This is a genomic window from Nocardiopsis changdeensis (assembly GCF_018316655.1).
Classification (GTDB): domain Bacteria; phylum Actinomycetota; class Actinomycetes; order Streptosporangiales; family Streptosporangiaceae; genus Nocardiopsis; species Nocardiopsis changdeensis.
In genome coordinates, this window is sequence record NZ_CP074133.1 from 914,434 (window position 1) to 934,292 (window position 19,859).

Sequence of the window (19,859 nt, forward strand, 5' to 3'; positions counted from 1 at the left end):
CCTGTGCTTGACTTGTCCCATGACGGAAGATGCGCTGACCGGCCCGCCGGCCCACGGACTCCGGGCCGCTCCCACCACGACCGCGCCCGGGGCGGGGACCCTGCTCCGGCTGCTGCGCGACGGCCGCCCCCGCACCCGGTCCGAGCTGGCCGGGGCCACCGGCCTGGCCCGGTCCACCGTCACCCAGCGGGTGGACGCGCTCCTCGCCAGCGGCCTCATCGGCCCGGCGGGCGAGGCCGTCTCCACCGGCGGCCGCCCGCCCACCACGTTCTCGTTCCGGCCCCGGGCGCGGGTCGTCCTCGCCGCGGACCTGGGCGCCACCCACGCGCGGCTGGCCCTCACCGACATGGCGGCCGAGGTCATCGCCGAGGCCCGCGCCGACCTGGACATCGCCCTGGGGCCCGAACACGTCCTGGACTGGGTGGTGGAGCACGGCCGCGGGCTGCTCGCCGGCGCCGGCCGCGACGTCTCCGAGCTGCTGGGCCTGGGCATCGGCCTGCCCGGCCCCGTCCAGCACTCCACCGGCCGGGCCGTGAACCCGCCGATCATGCCCGGCTGGGACGGCTTCGACGTGCCCGGCTACGTGGGGGAGCGGCTGGCCGTCCCGGTGCTGGTGGACAACGACGTGAACATCATGGCGATCGGCGAGCACCACACCGCCTGGCCCGACGCCAGCCACCTGATGTTCGTCAAGGTCGCCACCGGCATCGGCTGCGGCATCGTCAGCGAGGGCCGCGTCTACCGGGGCGCCCAGGGCGCGGCCGGGGACATGGGGCACATCCACGTCCCCAGCGGCGCGGACAAGCCCTGCCGCTGCGGCAACACCGGCTGCCTGGAGGCCGTCGCCAGCGGGGCCGCCCTGGCCGAGGCCCTCACCGCCGAGGGCGTGCCCGCCCACAGCGCGCGCGACGTGGTGGAGCTGGCCCGCAACGGGTCCGTTCCGGCGCTGCGCGCCCTGCGCCAGGCGGGCCGCGACATCGGCGAGGTGCTGGCCGCGTCCGTCAACATGTTCAACCCCTCGGTGATCGTCATCGGCGGGGCGCTGGCCCTGGCCGGGGACCACCTGCTGGCCGGGGTGCGCGAGGTCATCTACCAGCGGTCGCTGCCGCTGGCCACCGAGCACCTCAGCATCGTGTCGTCGGCGGCCGCCGAGAGCGCGGGCGAGATCGGCGCCGCCGTGCTGGTCATCGAGCACTGCCTGAGCCCGGAGCACGCCGACCGCATCATCGCCGGGACCGCCTGAGAGCCCGGCCCGGGCCGGGGAGGCGCGGGCGGATCCGCGCCCGCGCGGGGTTCCCGGACTCCGCCGGGCCCGGGCCGGGGAGGCGCGGACACGGGCGGGCACAGGGGAGGGGCGGAGCCGTTCGGCTCCGCCCCCCGCCTCTTGCGTCATGACCCTGGGTCAGGGAGTCACAGACCTCGCGGTTCCCCCCGGGGCTCGGTCGGTTCCCGACGGGGCTCGCGGACCTCGGGCAGGATGCCCTCCTGGTGCAGGACCGGCTTCTCTCGGGCCGGCCGCCCGCCGCGGACCACGGCGGTCCGCGCCACGCTGTTCACCAGGACGGCGATGGCCACACCCGTGATCAGGTTGATCACGGCGGTGGCGGTGGGGCTGGCGCCCTCCACCCCCTGGGTGAAGGGGGTGACCACCGCTATGGCGGTGATCAGGCCGATGATCCACACGAAGAAGGCGCGGGCGCGCGGCGCCGCCACCAGCAACAGGTGCATCAGGGCCGTGGCCGCCAGGGCCGCGACCCCCGCCATGAAGGCGTAGGCCGCGGTCCCGGCGTCACCGAGGTAGCCGGCCTCCTCCGGGGCCAGCACCGGGATCCCCAGGGCACCCCTGAAGAACAGGGTGCCCACCAGGACGACCAGTGCGGCCACCACCGCCGTCGCCAGGCCGCCGGACCACAGGCGGACCGCGTTGACGGGTCGTTCAGCTGCGAACTCGCTCATGCCGTTACCCCCAGATACGGCCTCGAGTATCGTCGCACTCCGTATACATCCGGATACGTCCGAACTCGGTCACAGCCCACATACCCGAAGCCCCGCGCAGGTAACCCACACGTGGAACACTGGGGGTATGGCTCACTTCGCGCACGCCCGCGTCGACCTGGACGCGATCGCCTACAACGCACGGCTGCTCCGCGAGCGCGCCGGCGGGGCCGCGCTCATGGGCGTGGTCAAGGCCGACGGCTACGGGCACGGCATGCTGCCCGCCGCCCGCGCGCTGCTGGCGGGCGGGGCGACCTGGCTGGGCACCGCGTTCATCCGCGAGGCGCTCGGGCTGCGCGCGGCCGGGATCACCGCGCCCGTGCTTGCCTGGATCATCCCGCCCGGCGAACCCGTGGGCGAGGCCGTCGAGAACGGCGTCGACCTGGGCGTCAGCGACGCCGCGGTGCTGGAGGCCGTCCTCGGGGCGGCCCGCAGCCTGGGCCGCACCGCGCGGGTGCAGCTCAAGATCGACACCGGCCTGAACCGGGGCGGCATCGGCCACTCCGAATGGGGCTCCCTGGTGGAGGCCGCCGCGCGCGCCGAGGAGGCCGGCCACCTCAAGGTGAGCGGGATCTGGTCGCACTTCGCCTGCGCGGACGAGCCCGGGCACCCCTCGATCGCCGCCCAGCTCTCCGTGTTCCACGACGCCCTGGAGACCGCCGACAAGGTCGGCCTGACCCCCGAGGTGCGCCACATCGCCAACTCGGCGGCGCTGCTCACCCTGCCCGAGGCGCACTTCGATCTGGTGCGCGGCGGTATCGCGAGTTACGGGCTGTCCCCGATCCCGGATTTGGATGTGCCCGGATTGCGGCCCGCGATGACCCTGCGTGCCCGCGTCGCCCTCACCAAGCGGGTGCCGCCCGGCAGCGGCGTCTCCTACGGCCACCGCTACGTGACCGACCGCGAGACCACCCTCGCCCTGGTGCCCCTGGGCTACGCCGACGGCGTGCCCCGGGCCGCCACCAACAGGGGCCCGGTGCTCCTGGGCGGACGCGGGCGCGTCATCGCGGGAACGGTCTGCATGGACCAGTTCGTTGTCGACGTGGGCGACGACGAGGTGGCCGCCGGCGAGTACGCGGTGCTGTTCGGCGACCCGGACGCCCACCCGGGCGCGCCGAGCGCCCAGGACTGGGCCGGGGTCCTGGACACCATCCCGTACGAGATCGTCACCCGGGTCGGCGTCCGGGTCCCGCGCGAGTACGTCGGCGGGGCCTGAGCCGCGGCGACCGGGCCTGCGGGCCGCCCGCGGGCGCGCCCCCGGTGGCGGCCGCGGGTGTGGCGGCCGCGACCCCCGCCGATCGTCCACAACCGGCCGCGCGCGCCCGCCGCCCCGCCTAACCTGGGGTGAAGGGGACACACCCGACGGTCGTGCCACGACCCCGGTCGGCCACCGCCCGAACCTTACCGACACACAGCCTTGCGAGTCCGATGACAGACGTGACGACCACAGCGAACGCGTCCACCGCGGTCACCGCCGCCACCGACGGCGCCATGCGCGCCCTGGGCCGCGCCCTGGCCGGCCTCAGCCGGGCGGGGGACCTGCTGATCCTGTCCGGCCCGCTCGGCGCGGGCAAGACCACCCTCACCCAGGGCCTGGGCCGGGGGCTGGGCGTGCGCGGCTCGGTCACCTCCCCGACCTTCGTCATCTCCCGCGTCCACCCCTCGCTGGTGGGCGGCCCCTCCCTGGTCCACGTGGACGCCTACCGCCTGGGCGGCCCCGACGAGATCGACGACATCGACCTCGACATGACCCTCCCCGACTCCGTCACCGTCGTGGAGTGGGGCGAGGGCGTCGCCGAGGGGCTGTCCGACGACCGGCTGGAGATCCGGATCGAGCGCCACGCCGACGACAGCCGCACCGTCCACCTCACCCCGGTCGGCCGGCGCTGGGCGGGCGTCGCCCTGCCCGTCGCCGTCGACGACGAGAACACGGAAGACTAGACCGGTGCTGCTCCTGGCCTTCGACACCGCCACCCCCGCCGTCACCGCCGCCATCGGCGAGTCCGGCGCGGACGGCGCCTTCACCCTGCGCGCGAGCGCGTCCTCGGTGGACGCCCGCCGCCACGGCGAACTGCTCTCCCCGACCATCCGGCGGCTCACCGGGGAGGCCGGGATCGCCCTGGCCGACCTCGACGCCGTCGCCGTCGGCATCGGCCCCGGCCCCTACACCGGCCTGCGCGTGGGGCTGGCCACGGCCCACGCCCTGGCCGACGCGCTCGGCGTCCCCTGCCACGGGGTGGCCACCCTGGACGCGCTGGCCTTCGCCACCGGGCGCACCGGGCCGTTCGTCGCCATGACCGACGCCCGCCGCAAGGAGGTGTTCTGGGCCCGCTACGACGACCGCCTCACCCGGGTGGGCGAGATCGCCGTGGACCGCCCGGCCGACCTCGACACCGGCGGGCTGCCGCTGGTCGGCGACGGCGCCCGGATGTACGCCGACGTGTTCGGGGAGGCCGCGGCCGCACCGGACCCGGCGCACCCCGACGCCGCCGCCCTGGCCGAGCTGGCCCTGCGCCGGCTGCACGCCGGGGAGGCCCTGCCCGCCCCCGAACCCCTCTACCTGCGCCGCCCCGACGCGGTGGTGCCCGGCGCCCCGAAGAAGGTCCGCCAGTGGGTGAAGTGACACCGGTGCGCGACACCGCCCTGGACGCGGTGCGCGCCGCCCCGCCCGCGGGAGTGGCCCTGCGGCCCATGGCCGCCGGGGACGTCGACGCGGTCATGGCGCTGGAGCGCGCCCTGTTCCCGGCCGACGCCTGGAGCGAGGGGATGCTGCGCGAGGAGCTCGCGGAGACCGCCACCCGCCACTACGTTGTGGCCGTCGCCGGCGACGCCCTGGTCGGCTACGCCGGCCTGCGGTTCGTCCCGCCCGAGGGGGACGTGCAGACCATGGCCGTGGCCGAGTCCGCCTGGGGCACCGGGATCGGGGGAGCGCTGCTCACCGAGCTCCTGGACCAGGCGGCCCGGCGCGGGGTGCGCGACATGTTCCTGGAGGTGCGCTCGGACAACCCGCGCGCCCAGAAGCTCTACGCCCGCTTCGGATTCGAGCGGATCGGCATCCGGCGCGGCTACTACAACGGGGCCGACGCCCTGGTCATGCGGCGCGTCGCCGAGGAGGGTACCCATGAGTGACCACGACCTCCCGCTCATCCTGGGCATCGAGACGTCCTGCGACGAGACCGGTGTCGGCCTCGTGCGCGGCTGCGAGCTGCTCGGCGAGTCGGTGGCCTCCAGCGTGGAGCAGCACGTCCGCTTCGGCGGCGTGGTGCCCGAGGTGGCCAGCCGCGCCCACCTGGAGGCCATGACGCCCACCGTGCACCGGGCGCTGGACTCCGCGGGTGTGAAGCTCTCCGACGTCGACGCCATCGCCGTCACCGCGGGGCCCGGCCTGGCCGGGGCGCTGCTGGTGGGGGTCTCCGCCGCCAAGGCGTACGCGATGGCGCTGGACAAGCCGCTGTACGGGGTCAACCACCTGGTCGGGCACGTGGCCGTGGACCAGCTGGAGCACGGGCCGCTGCCCAAGCCCGCCATCGCCCTGCTCGTCTCGGGCGGGCACACCTCGCTGCTGCTGGTCAACGACCTGGCCACCGACGTGGTGTCGCTGGGCGACACCGTGGACGACGCCGCGGGCGAGGCCTACGACAAGGTGGCCCGGCTGCTGGACCTGCCCTATCCGGGCGGGCCGCCCATCGACCGGGCGGCGCAGCGGGGCGACGCCAAGTCGATCCGTTTCCCGCGCGGCAAGTGGGGGGACGGCACCTACGACTTCTCGTTCTCGGGCCTGAAGACCGCTGTCGCCCGCCACGTGGAGGACGCCGACCGCCGCGGCGAGCCGCTGGTGGTCGCCGACATCGCCGCCGCGTTCCAGGACGCGGTGGTGGACGTGCTCACCCGCAAGGCCGTCGACGCCTGCGTGGAGCACGGGGTGAGCACGCTGGTGATCAGCGGCGGCGTGGCCGCCAACTCCGCGCTGCGCGCCCTGGCCGAGCAGCGCTGCCGCGAGGCGGGGATCACCCTGCGGGTGCCCCGGCCCAAGCTGTGCACCGACAACGGCGCCATGATCGCCGCCCTGGGCGCGGAGGTCGTGGCGGCGGGGCTGCCGCCGTCGGAGCTGGACCTGGCCACGGACACCTCGCTGCCGGTGGAGTCCCCGCTGGCCCGCTAGGCGTACTGATCACGGAGGCCGGTGACACCGCCTCCACCCGACACGAACCGGGAGGGCCTCCGGTATCGGTGTGGATCGCGACGTCCCACCGGCCACCGGGAGGCCCTCGGTGCCCCGCACCATCAGGCCGACGCCCTCCTCACACCCGCGGGCCGCCTCGCGTCGGCCCGCTGCCTGGTCGACGGCGGCCGGCCGCTGCGCCGGTCGGTTCGCGGGAGACCACCCGGCGACCGCTCCCGGCACCCGGCGCAAGCGCCGGGCCACACGAAGGCATCCACCGAACACGCCCCGGCACCGTCCGGGCGAGGGCCCCGGAGCACCGCTCCGGGGCCCTTCGCGTGCGCGCGGCGCCGCCCTCGCGGCGCGGGGTTTGTGAAACGTTCGTATCGCCGGGGCTCGCCGCCTCTGGGTGAGACCGGGTGATCCGTGCAGATGGCCGCTGCTGTGGGGATCGAGTGGCCGGAGGTGCGTGTGGGGGTATTGCCTGGATCACACTGTGCTTGGTACTTTCTGTGAAACGTTTTAATAGGTGGCTCGCCACCACCGCGCGCGCATACCCCCTCTCCACCCCCGAACCGACGCCGCCACGGCGGCGCGGAAAGGAGCCCCCATGCGTGACCCGGCAGGACCGGACCGGGAGCCGGACGGCTTCGCCCACACCCGGCGGTCCTTCCTCGGCCTGGGCGCCGCCACGGGCGCGGCCGTCGCCCTCGGCCTCCCGGCGGCCCCGGCCGCGGCGTCCCCGGTGGCCCCCGCGGCCCCCGCCCGCAGGGCCTTCGCGGACGCCTTCGTCGACCCGGCCGCCGCCGCGCGCGCTCGGTTCCGCTGGTGGTGGCCGCACGGCCTGGTCGACCTCCGCGAGATCGAGCGGGAGGTCGACCAGATCGCCGACGCCGGGTTCGGCGGCATGGAGATCGCCGACGTCCACCACAGCTCCGACGAGGACCTGGACCCCGGAGGCCACGGCTGGGGCACCGACGCCTGGCGCGCGGCGCTGGAGACCGCGCTGGCCCGCGCGGAGGAGCGCGGCGTGACGATGGACGTCACCATCGGCCCGTCCTGGCCCGCCGCCGTCCCCACCGTCACCCCCCAGGACACGGCGGCCGCCCGCGAACTCGCCCATGGGGCGCACTTCCTCGCCTCGGGGGAGAGCGTCACCGGGCCGCTGCCGGAACCGGTGGTCGAGCCCGCCGACGGTGTGACGGAGCGGACCCTGGTCGCCGTCCAGGCCCTGCGCCTGGCGGACGGCGCCGCCCCCGGGGACAAGGTGTGCGCGCTCGTCCCCGACACGCTGGTCGACCTCACCGGCGCCGTGGAGGGCGAGGAGCTGGCCTGGACCGCCCCCGGCGGCGGCGACGGCTCCACCTGGGTTCTCCTGGCCCACTGGGAGCGCGGCTCCGGGCAGCGGCCCGAGGGCGGCCCGCACACCGACCCCGTCTCCTACGTGGTCGACCACTTCGGCGCGGCGGGCGCCCGGGCGGTCACCGACTTCTGGGAGGAGCACATCCTCACCGACCGGCTGCGCGCACTCCTGGCGGGGCCCGCGGGCGGCTCGGTCTTCGAGGACTCCATCGAGATGGAGACCGAGGCGACGCTGTGGACCCACGGCCTGCCCGAAGCCTTCCGGGACCACCACGGCTACGACGTGCTGCCCTACCTGCCGGTGCTCGTGCGCGTGGACGAGAAGAAGGTCTTCACCTTCGACCCCGACACCGACCGCCGGGCCCTGGACGACTTCAACGATCTGCTCGGCCGGGCCTACACCGACCACCACGTCGTCCCCCTGCGGGACTGGGCGCACGGCCTGGGCATGACCTACCGCATCCAGCCCTACGGCCTCCAGACCGACGCCCTCGTCAAGACGGCCCTGGTCGACATCGCCGAGGGCGAGTCGCTCGGGTTCAAGAACCTCGACGACTTCCGCTCCCTGGCCGGCGGCCGGGACCTGGCAGGCAAGCGGATCCTCTCCAGCGAGGCCGGCGCGGTCTACGGCGGCTCCTACAGCACCACCTGGGAACAGACGGTGCGGACCGTGTCCCGGGAGTACTCCGCCGGGGTCAACCTGGCCGTCCTGCACGGGTTCTCCTACGCCGACGCCCCCGGGGTGCGGTGGCCGGGCTTCGCCGCCTTCACCCCCTACGGCGGCAGCGGGGTGGGGTACAGCGAGTCCTGGGGGCCGCGCCACCCGACCTGGCAGCACGTCCCCGACACGGCCGGCTTCTTCGCCCGCGCCCAGTACGCGCTCCAGTGGGGCACGCCCAGGACGGACGTGGTCTTCCTGCGGCAGAAGGGCTACGCGGGCTCGGGCTTCGGCGCCGCCCACTTCAGCTCCACCGGGGTCCGCCAGGGGTGGACCCACCAGTTCGCCTCCCCCCGCCTGCTGGAGATCACCGACCCGAAGGTGTCGGGCGGGCGGCTGGCACCGGACGGCCCCGGCTACGGCCTGCTGGTGTTCGAGGGCGACGCCTTCAACGGCAGGGTGCCCACGCTGCCCCTGGAGACGGCGCGGCGCCTGCTCGGATACGCCCGCGACGGCCTGAAGATCCTGGTGGTCGGCGACTGGAGCGCGCCGCAGCAGCCCGGTGTCGACCAGGACGGGGCGGCGGAGCTGGCCGGGGTCCTGGCCGACCTGCTCGCCGAGCCCACCGTCCACCGGGTCGGGACCCGCGAGGAGATCCCCGCGGGCCTGTCCGCGCTGGACGCCCGGCCGGACGTGTCCTACGCCGAGCCGTCACCCCTGCTGCACACCCGCCGCCGGGGCGACGACATGGAGCTGTACTACTTCACCAACGGGTCCGACACGGAGGGCGTGGACCACGAGGTCACCCTCTCCACCACGGTCCGGGAGGCCTACCCGTTCTCCCTGGACCTGTGGACCGGCCGCATCGAGCCGCTGCCGCTGCACCGCGCCGAGGCGGACGCGGTCACCGTGCCGGTGCGGCTGGCCCCGGGGGCCTCGACGGTCATCGCCCTGGCCCGCCCGACCTGGGGTGCCCAGCTGGGGTCCGCCGGGGACCGGGTGTCCCCGGGACTGCTGAGGAGGCTGAGGCTGTCGGCCACGGACGCCGACGCGGTGCGCGTGGTCGACGGGGCCGCGGTGGTCCGGATGTCCGAGCCGGGCACCTGCACGACCACCTACGCCGACGGCTCGACGGTCCGGAGCACCGTCGATCGGGTCGGCCCGGAGGTGGAGCTCACCTCCTGGGAGCTGGAGGTGGAGGACTGGCGGCCGGGCGGCTCGGCCACCGAGACCGAGGTGCGGACCCACGAGATCTCCCTGTCCGGGCTCGCGCCGTGGACGGGGATCGAGGGCCTGGCCGACGTCTCCGGCATCGGCCGCTACACGGCCACGGTGGAGCTGGGCGAGGGGTGGACGGGCGGCCACGGAGCCCACCTCGACCTCGGCCGGGTGAGCGACACGTTCCGCGTCACGGTCAACGGCACCGCCCTGCCGCCCTGCGACCGGTCCACCGCCTCGGTCGATGTGGGCCCGTGGCTGCGGGCGGGGGAGAACACCATCGAGGTGGAGGTCGCCACGACCCTCATCAACCGGATGCGGGTCTTCCGGCCCGAGGTCTACGGCGGGGTGCGCCGCCAGGAGTACGGGCTGATCGGCCCGGTCCGGCTGGTGCCCTACGGGCAGACGGCCCTGTGACGCGCGTGCGGCCCGGGGCTCCCCGGGCCGCACACCCCACCGGCGCCGCCCGCGGCCCGCGGCCGGGCCGACGAACGGCCCCGGTGAGGGCCCCTCGCCGCGACGGGGGAGGCCCCTCGCGGGTGCGCGAGGGGCCGGGGCGGGGTGCGGGTCCGTGGCCCCGGGGCGGGGCGGGGTGCCCGGTCAGGCGGTCGCGGGCTCCTCCGCGCCGCCACCGGTGCGGACGCGGTCGAAGTCCCGCACCCGGAGCCGTCCGGTGAGGGCGAGGACCGCGGCCACCGCGCCCAGGACGCCCAGCCCCACGAGGCCGCCCAGGCCGCCCGGGTACAGCAGGCCGTCCACGGGCGACCCGGCGGCCGACAGGGTGACGAAGCCGATCGTGTTCAGCGCGTTGTTGGCCCCGTGCGCGAGCACCGCGGGCCACACCGACCCCGAGGCCAGCCGGAACCAGCCGATGACGACGCCCGCCACCACGCAGAAGACCAGGAACAGGGCGACCTGCGCGCCGTCGAACCCGCCGTGCAGGTACTGGATGAGCAGCTGCGGAGCGTGCCACAGCCCCCACACCGCCCCGCTCACCGCGAGCGCGGGCCACACCCCCAGCGGCAGGAGCCGGGGCAGCAGGTAGCCGCGCCAGCCCAGCTCCTCGCCGAAGGCGAGCACCAGGGCGGGCACGGACGACACCAGGACCACTCCCAGCGCCGCCAGGAACGCGGCCCACGGGAACCCGGAGTCGGGCATGGCCGCGGCCAGGTCGGGGACGAAGTCGGGCAGGACCTCCCGCAGGCCGGAGAAGTCCACCAGGTCGAGCCGCACGGCCCCGACCAGGCCCGCGGCCAGGGCGGCCGCGAAACCGAGCAGCGGCATCAGCGCGAAGGCGAGCAGCGAGTACCCGCCGGCCCGCCGCCACGACCCCCGGGCGGCCAGGCCCAGGGCGCGCGCGAAGCCGGACGGCCGCCACACGAAGAGGGTGACGGCGGCCGCGGCCACGGCGGGCGTGAACATGTAGACGGTGGCGGCGAGCCCGTACGCGGGGTCGTCCGGCCCGGTCCCGCCGAGGAGGAGGGGTGCGTGCACCGCCCACGCCAGTGCGTACGCGACGAGGACGAAGAAGGCGATCTCGCGGAGGGGCAGGGCCCGCCGGAGCGGGGCGCCGGGCTGTCGGCGGAGCCGGTTTCGAGGGGGTTCGGTCATGGCGCCAACGCTAGGAAGACGGCGCCGCCGGCGACATGGGGCGTTCGGTCGACTTCCCCTGGGGTCCGCCGCAGGTCCGCCGGTGGTGTCCTCCTCCGGAACGCGGGACGGTGGGAACACGTCCGCCCCCGGGCTGGAATCCGGTTCGGGTGGTGTGGTCGACTACCGGCATGTTCGCGATCACAGCAGCACGCTCTTCCTTCGACGACCCCCTCTCCGCCCTCGAAGCCGGCGAGCGCCCCGACCCCGGGCCCCGGGACGGCTGGACCACGGTCGACGTCCGGGCGGCCTCCCTCAACCACCATGACCTGTGGAGCCTGCGCGGCGTCGGCCTCCCGGCCGACCGCCTCCCGATGATCCTGGGCTGCGACGCCGCCGGGGTCGACGAGGACGGCAACGAGGTCATCGTCCACGGCGTCGTCGAGGACGGCGCGGGCCGACCGACGATCCTGTCCGAGAAGTACGACGGCACCTTCGCCGAGCGGGTGCTCGTGCCCCGGGCCAACCTGCTGCCCAAGCCGCCGGAGCTGTCCTTCGAGGAGGCGGCCTGCCTGCCCACGGCATGGCTGACCGCGTACAGCATGCTGTTCGGCAAGATCGACCTGCGCCCCGGCTCGACGATCCTCGTGCAGGGCGCGGGCGGCGGCGTGTCCGTGGCGCTGGTCAGGCTCGCGGTGCGGGCCGGGCACCGGGTGTACGTGACGAGCCGGGACGAGGCCAAGCGCAAGAAGGCCCTGGAACTGGGCGCCTACGCGGCGGTGCCGACGGGGGAGCGCCTGCCGGAGCGGGTGGACGCGGTGTTCGAGTCGGTGGGCCAGGCCACCTGGGCGCACTCGGTGCGCTCCCTCAAGCCCGGCGGCGCCATCGTCGTCTGCGGCGCCACCAGCGGCGACGCCCCGCCGGCCGAGCTGACCCGGGTGTTCTTCCTCCAGCTGCGGGTCATCGGCTCCACGATGGGCACCCGGGACGAGTTGGCGGGCCTGACGGAGATGTGCGCCCGCACGGGCGTGCGGCCGGTGATCGACCGGGTGCTGCCGCTGGAGCGCGCCGCCGAGGGCTTCCGGGCGATGGCCGACGGCGGGCTCTTCGGCAAGATCGTCTTCACGGTCTGAACCCGCCGACCGCCCCGGGGAGTGGAGGACCGAACCCGTCCTCCACTCCCCGTAGCGTCGTCCCATCGACCGGAACCCCGCAGGGGGAACGCGAAGGGACCGACCATGCTGCGAGGACTCACCACCGTCACCCTGTGGGCCGACGACGTCGCCGAGGCGGCCCGCTGGTACACCGGGGTCCTGGGCGCCGAGCCCTACTTCGAGCGCCCCGGCCACGGCCTGCCGCCCGGGTACGTCGAGTTCCGGACCGGCGACCACCAGCACGAGCTCGGCATCGCCGGCCGCGGCTACGCGCCCCCGGCCGCGCGCCCGGGCCCGGGCGGCGCGGTCGTGTACTGGCACGTCGACGACGTCGAGGCCGCCCTGGCCCGGCTCCTGGAGCTGGGCGCGAAGGAGTACGAGCCGCTCACCGTCCGGGGCGAGGGCTTCGTGACCGCGTCGGTGGTCGACCCCTTCGGCAACGTCCTGGGGGTCATGTACAACGCCCACTACCTGGAGATGCTCCGGCCCCGCCCCTGAGGCCCGGGGCCCGGACGCGGGAGGGGGCGGGACGCCGCCGGCGCCCCGCCCCCTCATCGCGATCCCCGCACCAGGCTCCGGTGCGGCGGCCTACTCGTCGTCGTCCTCCTCGTCCCGGCGGCGCTTGCGCTTGGGGCCGCCGGAGCCCCCCTCGCGGCCCGGGCGCAGCAGCGCCTCGGCCAGGGCCAGCACCGTCTCCTCCAGGGAGGCGAACCGCTTGGTGATGTCGTCGTGGGAGTTCTCGACCGCCTCGGTGACGGTCTCCTCCAGCTCGTGCCGGTCCGGGCGCTGCTTCAGCTCGCGCAGCACCGGGGCGACCGCCGAGGTGACGTGCTCGTCGATCTCGTTCAGCTTGTCGCCGTGGTCGATCTGCGGGCGCTCCACCAGTTCGGTCAGGCGGCGGTGCAGCTCGCTGACCTCCATGGTCTGCGGGAGCTGGTTGAGGCGCTGGTTGAGCGCCTCCAGCCGGTCGTCCACGGCCTCCAGGCGGCCGTCGACGCCGTCGAAGTGCCCGCTGACGCCCTCGAACTGGCCCTCGACGCCGTTGACCCGGCCGTCGATGCCGTCCAGGCGGCCGTTGATGCCGTCCATCCGGCCGTCGATCCGGTCGATCTTGCCTTCCATGCCCTCGAACTGGCCTTCGAAGTGCCCTTCGAAGGTGTCGAAGCGGTCGGTGAGGCGGCCCAGTTCGTGGTCGACCTTGCCGGTGATCTGGGTGAGGTGGCCGTCCACCTTGGAGGTGAGGGCCTCGCGCTGGCGCTCCAGCCGCTCGTCCAGGGCGGTGCGGTGCGTCTCGACCTGCTCGGTGAGCGCCTCGGTGAGGGTCTGCGACCGGTCCTCGGCCTCGGCGGCCAGGCGGGCGGAGCTCTCGGCCACGAACGCGCGCAGCTCCTCGAAGCCGGCGGCGACCCGCTCGGCGTCCTCGGAGATCCGGGAGGCGAGCGCGTCGGAGCGCTCGGTGAAGGACGCGCTCATCCGCTCGGCGGACGCCTCGGCGTGCTCGCGGGCCTCGGTCCGGCCCAGCTCCAGCTGCTCGTCCAGCTCGGACAGGCGCTGGCGCAGGTGGGTGCGCAGGTCCAGCAGCGAGGTTTCGTTGTCCTTGCGCAGGGCGGTGACGGCGCCGGCGACGTCGGCGACGGCGGCGGTGGCCTCGGCGTGGTTCTCCTCGGCCAGGGTCGTCAGCTGGGTGGCGTTCTCGGTCACCTTGGCGGCCAGGGCCTCGTGGCGCTCGACGAGCGCGTCGTGCCGCTCGCCCGCGGCGGCGGCCAGGGCGGACAGCTCGCCGTTCAGCTCGCCGGTGTTCTCCTGGAGGCGCGCGAGCAGGGCCTCGTGCTTGTCCGCCAGGGCGGTGGACAGCTCGGCGGCCTTGGCGTCGGCCTGCTCGGTGAGGGCGGTGCGCAGCCCGTCGGTGCGCTCGCCCAGGTCGGCGCGGGCCTCGCCCAGCGCCTCGGTGAGGGCGGTGCGGCCCTCGGCCACGGCGGTGGACAGCTCCTCGCGGGCGGCGGTCACGGCCTCGGCCAGCTCGGCGGCCTTGGCGTCGCCCTGCTCGGTCAGGGCGGTGCGGGCGCCGGCCACGGCCTCGGCCAGCTCCCCGGCCTTGGCGTCGGCCTGTTCCGCCAGCGCGGTGCGGGCCTCGCCCAGGGCGGTGGACAGCTCCTCGCGGGTGCCCGCGACGGCCTCGGTGAGGACGGTGCGGCTCTCGGCCAGCGCCTCGGCCAGCTCGGTGTGCCGGGTGCCGGAGACCTCGGCGAGCGCGGTGAGCGAGGACTCCACGGCCTCGGTCCTGGCGCTGAGCGCGGACAGGGCGCCGTCGAGGGCCTCCAGCCGCGACTCGAAGGCCTCCGACAGGGTGGTCAGCCGCTCGCCCAGCTCGCCGACCTGCTCGGCGGTGCGGTTCCCGGTCTCCGACATGCGCTGGAGACGGGTGAGCGCGGTGTCCAGGTGCCCGGCGATGCGGTGGGTGTCCGCGCGCAGGGACGGCATGTCCGACAGCGGCTTGACCTGGCGGCCCACGACCTCGATGTGCTCGGCCAGGGTCTCGGCCCATTCCGGCGGGCGGGCCAGGAAGTCGTCGATGCGGCCGTCGACCGCGGTGAGGGACTCGGCGAGCGCGGTGAGCTCGCGCTCGCGCAGCTCACGCAGGAGCCACTCCATGCCCTCCAGGCGCTGGCGCATCTCCTCGGTGACCGCACCCTGCGTCTTCTGCTCGGAGTCGTGCTCGTGGGCCGCCTGGGAGAGCAGGTCGCGCATGCGGTCGGAGATCCCGGCCTGACCTCCCCCGTTGAGGAAGTTGTGATTGCTCTGTTCCACCGAGGTGCTCCTTGTTCTCTCTGGCGCTCCCGACACCTGGCCCGGGGGAATGGACGGTGGGTGTTCCGGGCAGGTCGGGTTCTCGATGGTCCCCGGGCGGGCGGCGGTCCCGCAGGCGTTCGCGCCTCACTGTGATCAGAGTGTGACTGTGTGTATACGCGCGAGGCAAGGGGCCAGCGTCGACCGAACCGCGTTGCGGATCACTCACGCACGGCCTTCCGGGTGAACCCATGAGAAGGGAGGGAATCGCGGCCCCAGTCTAACGACCCGGAGAGCCCTCCCCCCAGGGGATCGGGAAAGATATCCGCCCTGTGAGATAACGATCCGATACCTCGGGTCCTACTCTGGGTGACCGCCCCCTCCCGGCCGGACCGGGCCGTCGTTCCAGGTCAGACCGCCGTCGCGGCCGCCTCGCGGCACAGCAGCGCGAAGGGCCGCTCCCCGATCCTGGTGAGCACCACCGTGGCCGTCCCGGGGCCGGAGGGCTTCAGGCCGCGGCGCAGCTTCTCGGTGTCCACCGCGGACCCCCGCTTCATCACCGTCACCGTGCCCACCCCGCGCTCGCGCAGCGCGGCCCTGACCCGCTTGAGGGAGAAGGGCAGGACCTCCTCCACCTCCAGCACCCGCCACAGCGGGGAGCGCACCGCCGCGTCCGCAGTGAAGTACGCGATCCGCTCGTCCAGCAGCGCCCCGTCCACCCGGGCCGCCGCCTCGGCCACCAGGTGCGAGCGCACCACCGCGGGGTCCGGGTCGTACAGGTACCGGCGCGCCGGGGCCACCGGCGCCGGCCCCAGGCCGGGGTCCTCGTCCAGGTGCGTGCGCGAGCCGTCGCGCTCGGACAGCACCGTGGCCCGGCGGCGCGGCCCGCCGGCCAGCGCCCCGAACCACAGGGCCGCCTCCTTCAGCTCGCCGTCCACCGAGATCCACTCGGTGTCCGCGCCCGGGGCCAGCGCCTCGTGCGGGATGCCCGGGGCGGCCTTCAGGCAGGCCGCCTCCGCCCCCTCGGCCAGGGCCACCGCCACGTCCCAGGGCGGGGAGTAGGCGGCGGGGTCGAACACCCGGCCGCGCCCGCCGCGCCGGGCCGGGTCGCACACCAGCAGCGGGTACTCGCCCGGGGAGACCTCCGTGACGTCGCCCTCGCGCACCCGGGCCGTGCCCTCCAGCCCCAGCGCCCCGATGTTGGCCCGGGCCACCGCCGCGGTCGCCGGGTCCAGCTCCACCCCCTCCACCGGGATCCCCCGGGCCGCCAGCGCCAGCAGGTCCGCGCCGATCCCGCAGCACAGGTCGCCCGCGGGGCCCGCGTGCGCCCGCGCCACCCGCTCGGCCCGGTACTCGGCGACCGACCGGCGGGTGGACTGCTCCAGGCCGTTCGGGGTGAAGTACATGCGGTCCGCCAGGCCGCCGAACTTGGCGCGTCCGCGAACGCGCAGCGAAATCTGGGTGAGGACCGCGTTCACCAGCTCGGAAACGGGTAGGCCGGGGTCGAGGGCGGCCACCCGCGGGTCCTCGCGCAGCCGGGAGGCCGCCGCCAGTGCGTCCCGGGCGGCCGACTCGGCGTCCACCGACGCCAGGACCTCCCGGCCCGCTTCGGTCAGCAGGGCCTCGAACGCGGGCGCGCGCATGGATCTCCTTCGCCGGGGTGGAGCGGCCCCGCACGGTGCCGGGTCCGGTAACGCCGCTGACCAGGGGTCACGGCCACATTTCCATTCTGGCACTCTCGGGGGTAGAGTGCTAATCGCGACGAGGCCGGTCTGGCACCCGCGACGACAGGCCGCCGCGGTCGCCCCTTTTTCTCAGCCGGTCCGCGCTCTCACGCGTGCGGACCGGAAGTACTGGACACCGAAATCCTGAAGGGGGAGGTCACACAGTGTCGACCGCCACCAAGACCGTGCTGAAGCCGCTCGAGGACCGCGTCGTGGTCAAGGCCCTGGAGGCCGAGCAGACCACCGCCTCCGGCCTGGTCATCCCGGACACCGCCAAGGAGAAGCCCCAGGAGGGCGAGGTCCTGGCCGTGGGCCCGGGCCGCTGGGACGACGAGGGCGAGAACCGCATCCCGCTGGACGTCCAGGTCGGCGACATCGTCCTCTACAGCAAGTACGGCGGCACCGAGGTCAAGTACGACGGCCAGGAGTACCTGGTCCTCTCCGCCCGCGACCTCCTCGCGGTCGTCGAGAAGTAGTCCTCGACGCGGCCCGCTCGCACGGGCCCGGAGCAGTATCCGCATCCCGCACCGGTCGGCGCCTCGCCGGGCGGGCGGGATGCCTGTTTTTGGCCAGGCCTACCAAGGAAGAACGGAATGCCGAAGATCCTGGAGTTCGAGGACGGCGCCCGCCGCGCCCTCGAGCGGGGCGTCGACCGCCTCGCCGACGCCGTCAAGGTGACGCTGGGCCCGCGCGGCCGCAACGTCGTCATCGACAAGAAGTTCGGTGCCCCGACCATCACCAACGACGGTGTGACCGTCGCGCGTGAGATCGAGCTGGACGACCCCTACGAGAACCTGGGCGCCCAGCTCGTCAAGGAGGTCGCCACCAAGACCAACGACGCCGCGGGCGACGGCACCACCACCGCCACGGTGCTGGCCCAGGCGCTGGTCCGCGAGGGCCTGCGCAGCGTCGCCGCCGGCGCCTCCCCGATGTCCCTGAAGAAGGGCATCGACGCCGCGGCCGCCAAGGTGTCCGAGATCCTGCTGGAGCGCGCCCGCCCCGTCGAGGAGCGCGCGGACATCGCCTACGTCGCCACCAACTCCGCCCAGGACGCCCAGATCGGCGACCTGATCGCCGAGGCGTTCGACAAGGTCGGCAAGGACGGCGTCATCACCGTCGAGGAGTCCCCGACCTTCGGGCTGGACCTGGAGTTCACCGAGGGCCTCCAGTTCGACAAGGGCTACATCTCGCCCTACTTCGTGACCGACGGCGACCGCCAGGAGGCGGTGCTGGAGGACGCGCAGATCCTCATCAGCCAGGGCAAGATCTCCAACCTGAACGAGCTCCTCCCGCTGCTGGAGAAGATCGTCCAGAACAAGAAGCCGCTGCTGATCATCGCCGAGGACATCGAGGGCGACGCCCTGGGCGCCCTGGTGCTCAACAAGATCCGCGGCACCCTGAACGTCGCCGCGGTCAAGGCCCCCGGCTTCGGCGAGCGCCGCAAGGCCATGCTCCAGGACATCGCGATCCTCACCGGCGGCCAGGTCATCGCCGAGGAGGTCGGCCTCACCCTGGAGAACGCCGACGTCGACGTGCTGGGCAACGCCCGCCGCATCACCGTCACCAAGGACACCACCACCGTCGTGGACGGTGCCGGCGAGCAGTCCGAGGTCGAGGACCGCATCTCCCAGATCCGCAAGGAGATCGAGGCCAGCGACTCCGACTGGGACCGCGAGAAGCTCCAGGAGCGCCTGGCCAAGCTGGCCGGCGGCGTCTCGGTGCTGCGCGTGGGCGCGGCCACCGAGGTCGAGCTCAAGGAGAAGAAGCACCGCCTCGAGGACGCCATCTCGGCGACCCGCGCGGCCATCGAGGAGGGCATCGTCGCCGGCGGCGGCGCCTCCCTGGTGCACGCCTCCACCGCCCTGGACGACCTGGGCCTGACCGGCGACGAGGCCACCGGTGTGGGCATCGTGCGCCGCGCCCTGACCCAGCCCGCCCGCTGGATCGCCGAGAACGCCGGCGCCGAGGGCTTCGTGGTGGTCCACCGCGTCTCCGAGATGGAGGTCGGCCACGGCTACAACGCCGCCAAGGGCACCTACGGCGACCTGACCGCGGAGGGCATCATCGACCCGGTCAAGGTCTCCCGCTCCGCCGTGCAGAACGCCGCCTCCATCGCGGGCATGCTGCTGACCACCGAGGTGCTGGTTGCGGACAAGCCCGAGGACGAGGGCGACGACGACGGCCACGGCCACGGCCACTGACGGACCGCGGCGGACTCCGTCCGCGGACGCCGGGGTGGGCCGGTCCGGGATGCTCCCGGACCGGCCCACCGGTCTGTGCGCGGGGGCCAAGCCGCCCGCGTCCCCGGGGGTGCCGGGCCCGGGGTCGAGAAGGTGTGCACTATCACGTACGCTTCGGGTTTGACCGCACGCGCCGATCCGTTTTGGGGTGAATTTCCCAAAACGTAACCATTCCGTAGTTGGCGATTGGAGCGGTCAGGTCGGCGGACGGGGGCATGATCACTAGCGTGACGGATGCAAACGCCCGGGGGGGCGTTACCGCGCAGCGGCCAGGAACACCGGGGGAACCCGATCCCGCGTCGCGCGACACCGGCCTGAACCACCTGGGGTCGCGGGCGGTCCGGGGTGAGGACGGCGCCATGGACTCGCTGCTCCGCGAGGTCCGCCCCATGGTGGTCCGCTACTGCCGTGCCCGGCTGGCCCGGGTCTCCGGTCTGGCGCACTACTCCGACGACGTGGCCCAGGAGGTCTGCATCGCCCTGCTCTCGGCGATCCCGCGCTACCAGGACCGGGGCCGCCCCTTCGCCTCCTTCGTCTTCGGCATCGCCGCGCACAAGGTGGCCGACACCCTGCGCGGTGCGGGCAGGGTGGAGCTGGTCTCCAGCGACACCGTTCCGGACCGCCCCGACGAGGCGCCCGGGCCGGAGGAGGCCGCGGTGCGGGTCATCGAGGCCCAGCGCGCGCGGGAGCTGCTCGACGAGCTCCCCGAACAGCAGCGCCGACTGCTGGTCATGAGGGTGATAGCAGGACTGACAGCGGATGAGACGGGACATGTACTTGGAATGTCGGCGGGCGCGGTACGGGTTGCCCAGCACCGGGCTATTGCTCGGCTTCGGCAGGTGGCCGTGGCGAACCGCCTCCTCCCCTGAGCGCCCCGGGCGCCCGGGCGACGGGCGCCGCCCCTGCCCCGACCGCCCCCGCGCGCACGCGGCCTGCCGGGCCCTGGGCCCCGTCCGCTACACCCCGCGC

16 protein-coding genes are annotated in these 19,859 nt (G+C 74.5%); 12 read left to right on the forward strand and 4 right to left on the reverse strand.

Annotated elements, in window-relative coordinates:
- The first annotated feature begins 19 nt into the window (after window positions 1-19).
- On the forward strand, window positions 20-1,243 hold the full coding sequence (locus KGD84_RS04385; RefSeq protein ID WP_220564827.1) for an ROK family transcriptional regulator: 1,224 nt from the start codon (window positions 20-22) through the stop codon (window positions 1,241-1,243).
- Between the two features lie 167 nt (window positions 1,244-1,410).
- On the opposite strand, the gene KGD84_RS04390 is transcribed toward KGD84_RS04385, so the two are convergent.
- Entirely contained in the window at window positions 1,411-1,956 is a 546-nt protein-coding gene (locus KGD84_RS04390) for a DUF6069 family protein (protein WP_220564828.1), read from the reverse strand.
- A gap of 127 nt (window positions 1,957-2,083) precedes the next feature.
- On the opposite strand from KGD84_RS04390, the gene alr reads away from it, so the two are divergent.
- The 6 genes from alr (at window position 2,084) to KGD84_RS04420 (ending at window position 9,812) form a co-directional block, all read left to right on the forward strand.
- Complete coding sequence (gene alr, locus KGD84_RS04395) at window positions 2,084-3,211, forward strand: alanine racemase (RefSeq protein ID WP_220564829.1); 1,128 nt, start codon at window positions 2,084-2,086, stop codon at window positions 3,209-3,211.
- 212 nt (window positions 3,212-3,423) lie between these two features.
- Complete coding sequence (gene tsaE, locus KGD84_RS04400) at window positions 3,424-3,936, forward strand: tRNA (adenosine(37)-N6)-threonylcarbamoyltransferase complex ATPase subunit type 1 TsaE (protein ID WP_220564830.1); 513 nt, start codon at window positions 3,424-3,426, stop codon at window positions 3,934-3,936.
- A gap of 4 nt (window positions 3,937-3,940) precedes the next feature.
- Complete coding sequence (tsaB, locus tag KGD84_RS04405; protein ID WP_220564831.1) at window positions 3,941-4,618, forward strand: tRNA (adenosine(37)-N6)-threonylcarbamoyltransferase complex dimerization subunit type 1 TsaB; 678 nt, start codon at window positions 3,941-3,943, stop codon at window positions 4,616-4,618.
- A 68-nt stretch (window positions 4,619-4,686) separates the two neighbouring features.
- On the forward strand, window positions 4,687-5,124 hold the full coding sequence (rimI, locus tag KGD84_RS04410) for a ribosomal protein S18-alanine N-acetyltransferase (protein ID WP_220565523.1): 438 nt from the start codon (window positions 4,687-4,689) through the stop codon (window positions 5,122-5,124).
- On the forward strand, window positions 5,117-6,157 hold the full coding sequence (tsaD, locus tag KGD84_RS04415; protein ID WP_220564832.1) for a tRNA (adenosine(37)-N6)-threonylcarbamoyltransferase complex transferase subunit TsaD: 1,041 nt from the start codon (window positions 5,117-5,119) through the stop codon (window positions 6,155-6,157). The genes rimI and tsaD overlap by 8 nt, the downstream gene beginning before the upstream one ends.
- Window positions 6,158-6,767: 610 nt before the next feature.
- On the forward strand, window positions 6,768-9,812 hold the full coding sequence (locus KGD84_RS04420; RefSeq protein WP_220564833.1) for a glycosyl hydrolase: 3,045 nt from the start codon (window positions 6,768-6,770) through the stop codon (window positions 9,810-9,812).
- Between the two features lie 183 nt (window positions 9,813-9,995).
- Here the strand turns inward: KGD84_RS04420 and KGD84_RS04425 are convergent, their stop codons facing one another.
- The gene (locus tag KGD84_RS04425; protein WP_220564834.1) at window positions 9,996-11,006 is read right to left on the reverse strand and encodes a CPBP family intramembrane glutamic endopeptidase; all 1,011 of its coding nucleotides are present in this window, start codon (window positions 11,004-11,006) and stop codon (window positions 9,996-9,998) included.
- Between the two features lie 170 nt (window positions 11,007-11,176).
- On the opposite strand from KGD84_RS04425, the gene KGD84_RS04430 reads away from it, so the two are divergent.
- Both KGD84_RS04430 and KGD84_RS04435 read left to right on the forward strand, forming a co-directional pair.
- Entirely contained in the window at window positions 11,177-12,118 is a 942-nt protein-coding gene (locus KGD84_RS04430; protein WP_220564835.1) for a zinc-binding dehydrogenase, read from the forward strand.
- Window positions 12,119-12,223: 105 nt separating this feature from the next.
- Entirely contained in the window at window positions 12,224-12,637 is a 414-nt protein-coding gene (locus KGD84_RS04435) for a VOC family protein (protein ID WP_220564836.1), read from the forward strand.
- Window positions 12,638-12,727: 90 nt separating this feature from the next.
- On the opposite strand, the gene KGD84_RS04440 is transcribed toward KGD84_RS04435, so the two are convergent.
- Window positions 12,728-14,947 (reverse strand): coiled-coil domain-containing protein, encoded by a 2,220-nt coding sequence (locus KGD84_RS04440; RefSeq protein WP_220564837.1) that lies wholly within the window; start codon window positions 14,945-14,947, stop codon window positions 12,728-12,730.
- A gap of 389 nt (window positions 14,948-15,336) precedes the next feature.
- The gene (locus KGD84_RS04445; RefSeq protein WP_220564838.1) at window positions 15,337-16,569 is read right to left on the reverse strand and encodes a THUMP-like domain-containing protein; all 1,233 of its coding nucleotides are present in this window, start codon (window positions 16,567-16,569) and stop codon (window positions 15,337-15,339) included.
- Window positions 16,570-16,814: 245 nt separating this feature from the next.
- Between KGD84_RS04445 and groES the strand changes: the two genes are divergently transcribed.
- The 3 genes from groES (at window position 16,815) to KGD84_RS04460 (ending at window position 19,759) form a co-directional block, all read left to right on the forward strand.
- Window positions 16,815-17,126: a co-chaperone GroES gene (gene groES / locus KGD84_RS04450; protein ID WP_220564839.1), complete on the forward strand. Its 312-nt coding sequence runs from the start codon at window positions 16,815-16,817 to the stop codon at window positions 17,124-17,126.
- Between the two features lie 117 nt (window positions 17,127-17,243).
- The gene (groL, locus tag KGD84_RS04455; protein ID WP_220564840.1) at window positions 17,244-18,851 is read left to right on the forward strand and encodes a chaperonin GroEL; all 1,608 of its coding nucleotides are present in this window, start codon (window positions 17,244-17,246) and stop codon (window positions 18,849-18,851) included.
- Window positions 18,852-19,117: 266 nt separating this feature from the next.
- Window positions 19,118-19,759 carry a sigma-70 family RNA polymerase sigma factor gene (locus tag KGD84_RS04460; protein WP_378888460.1) on the forward strand — a complete coding sequence of 214 codons (642 nt, stop codon included), beginning with the start codon at window positions 19,118-19,120 and terminating at the stop codon, window positions 19,757-19,759.
- Window positions 19,760-19,859 lie beyond the last annotated feature (100 nt).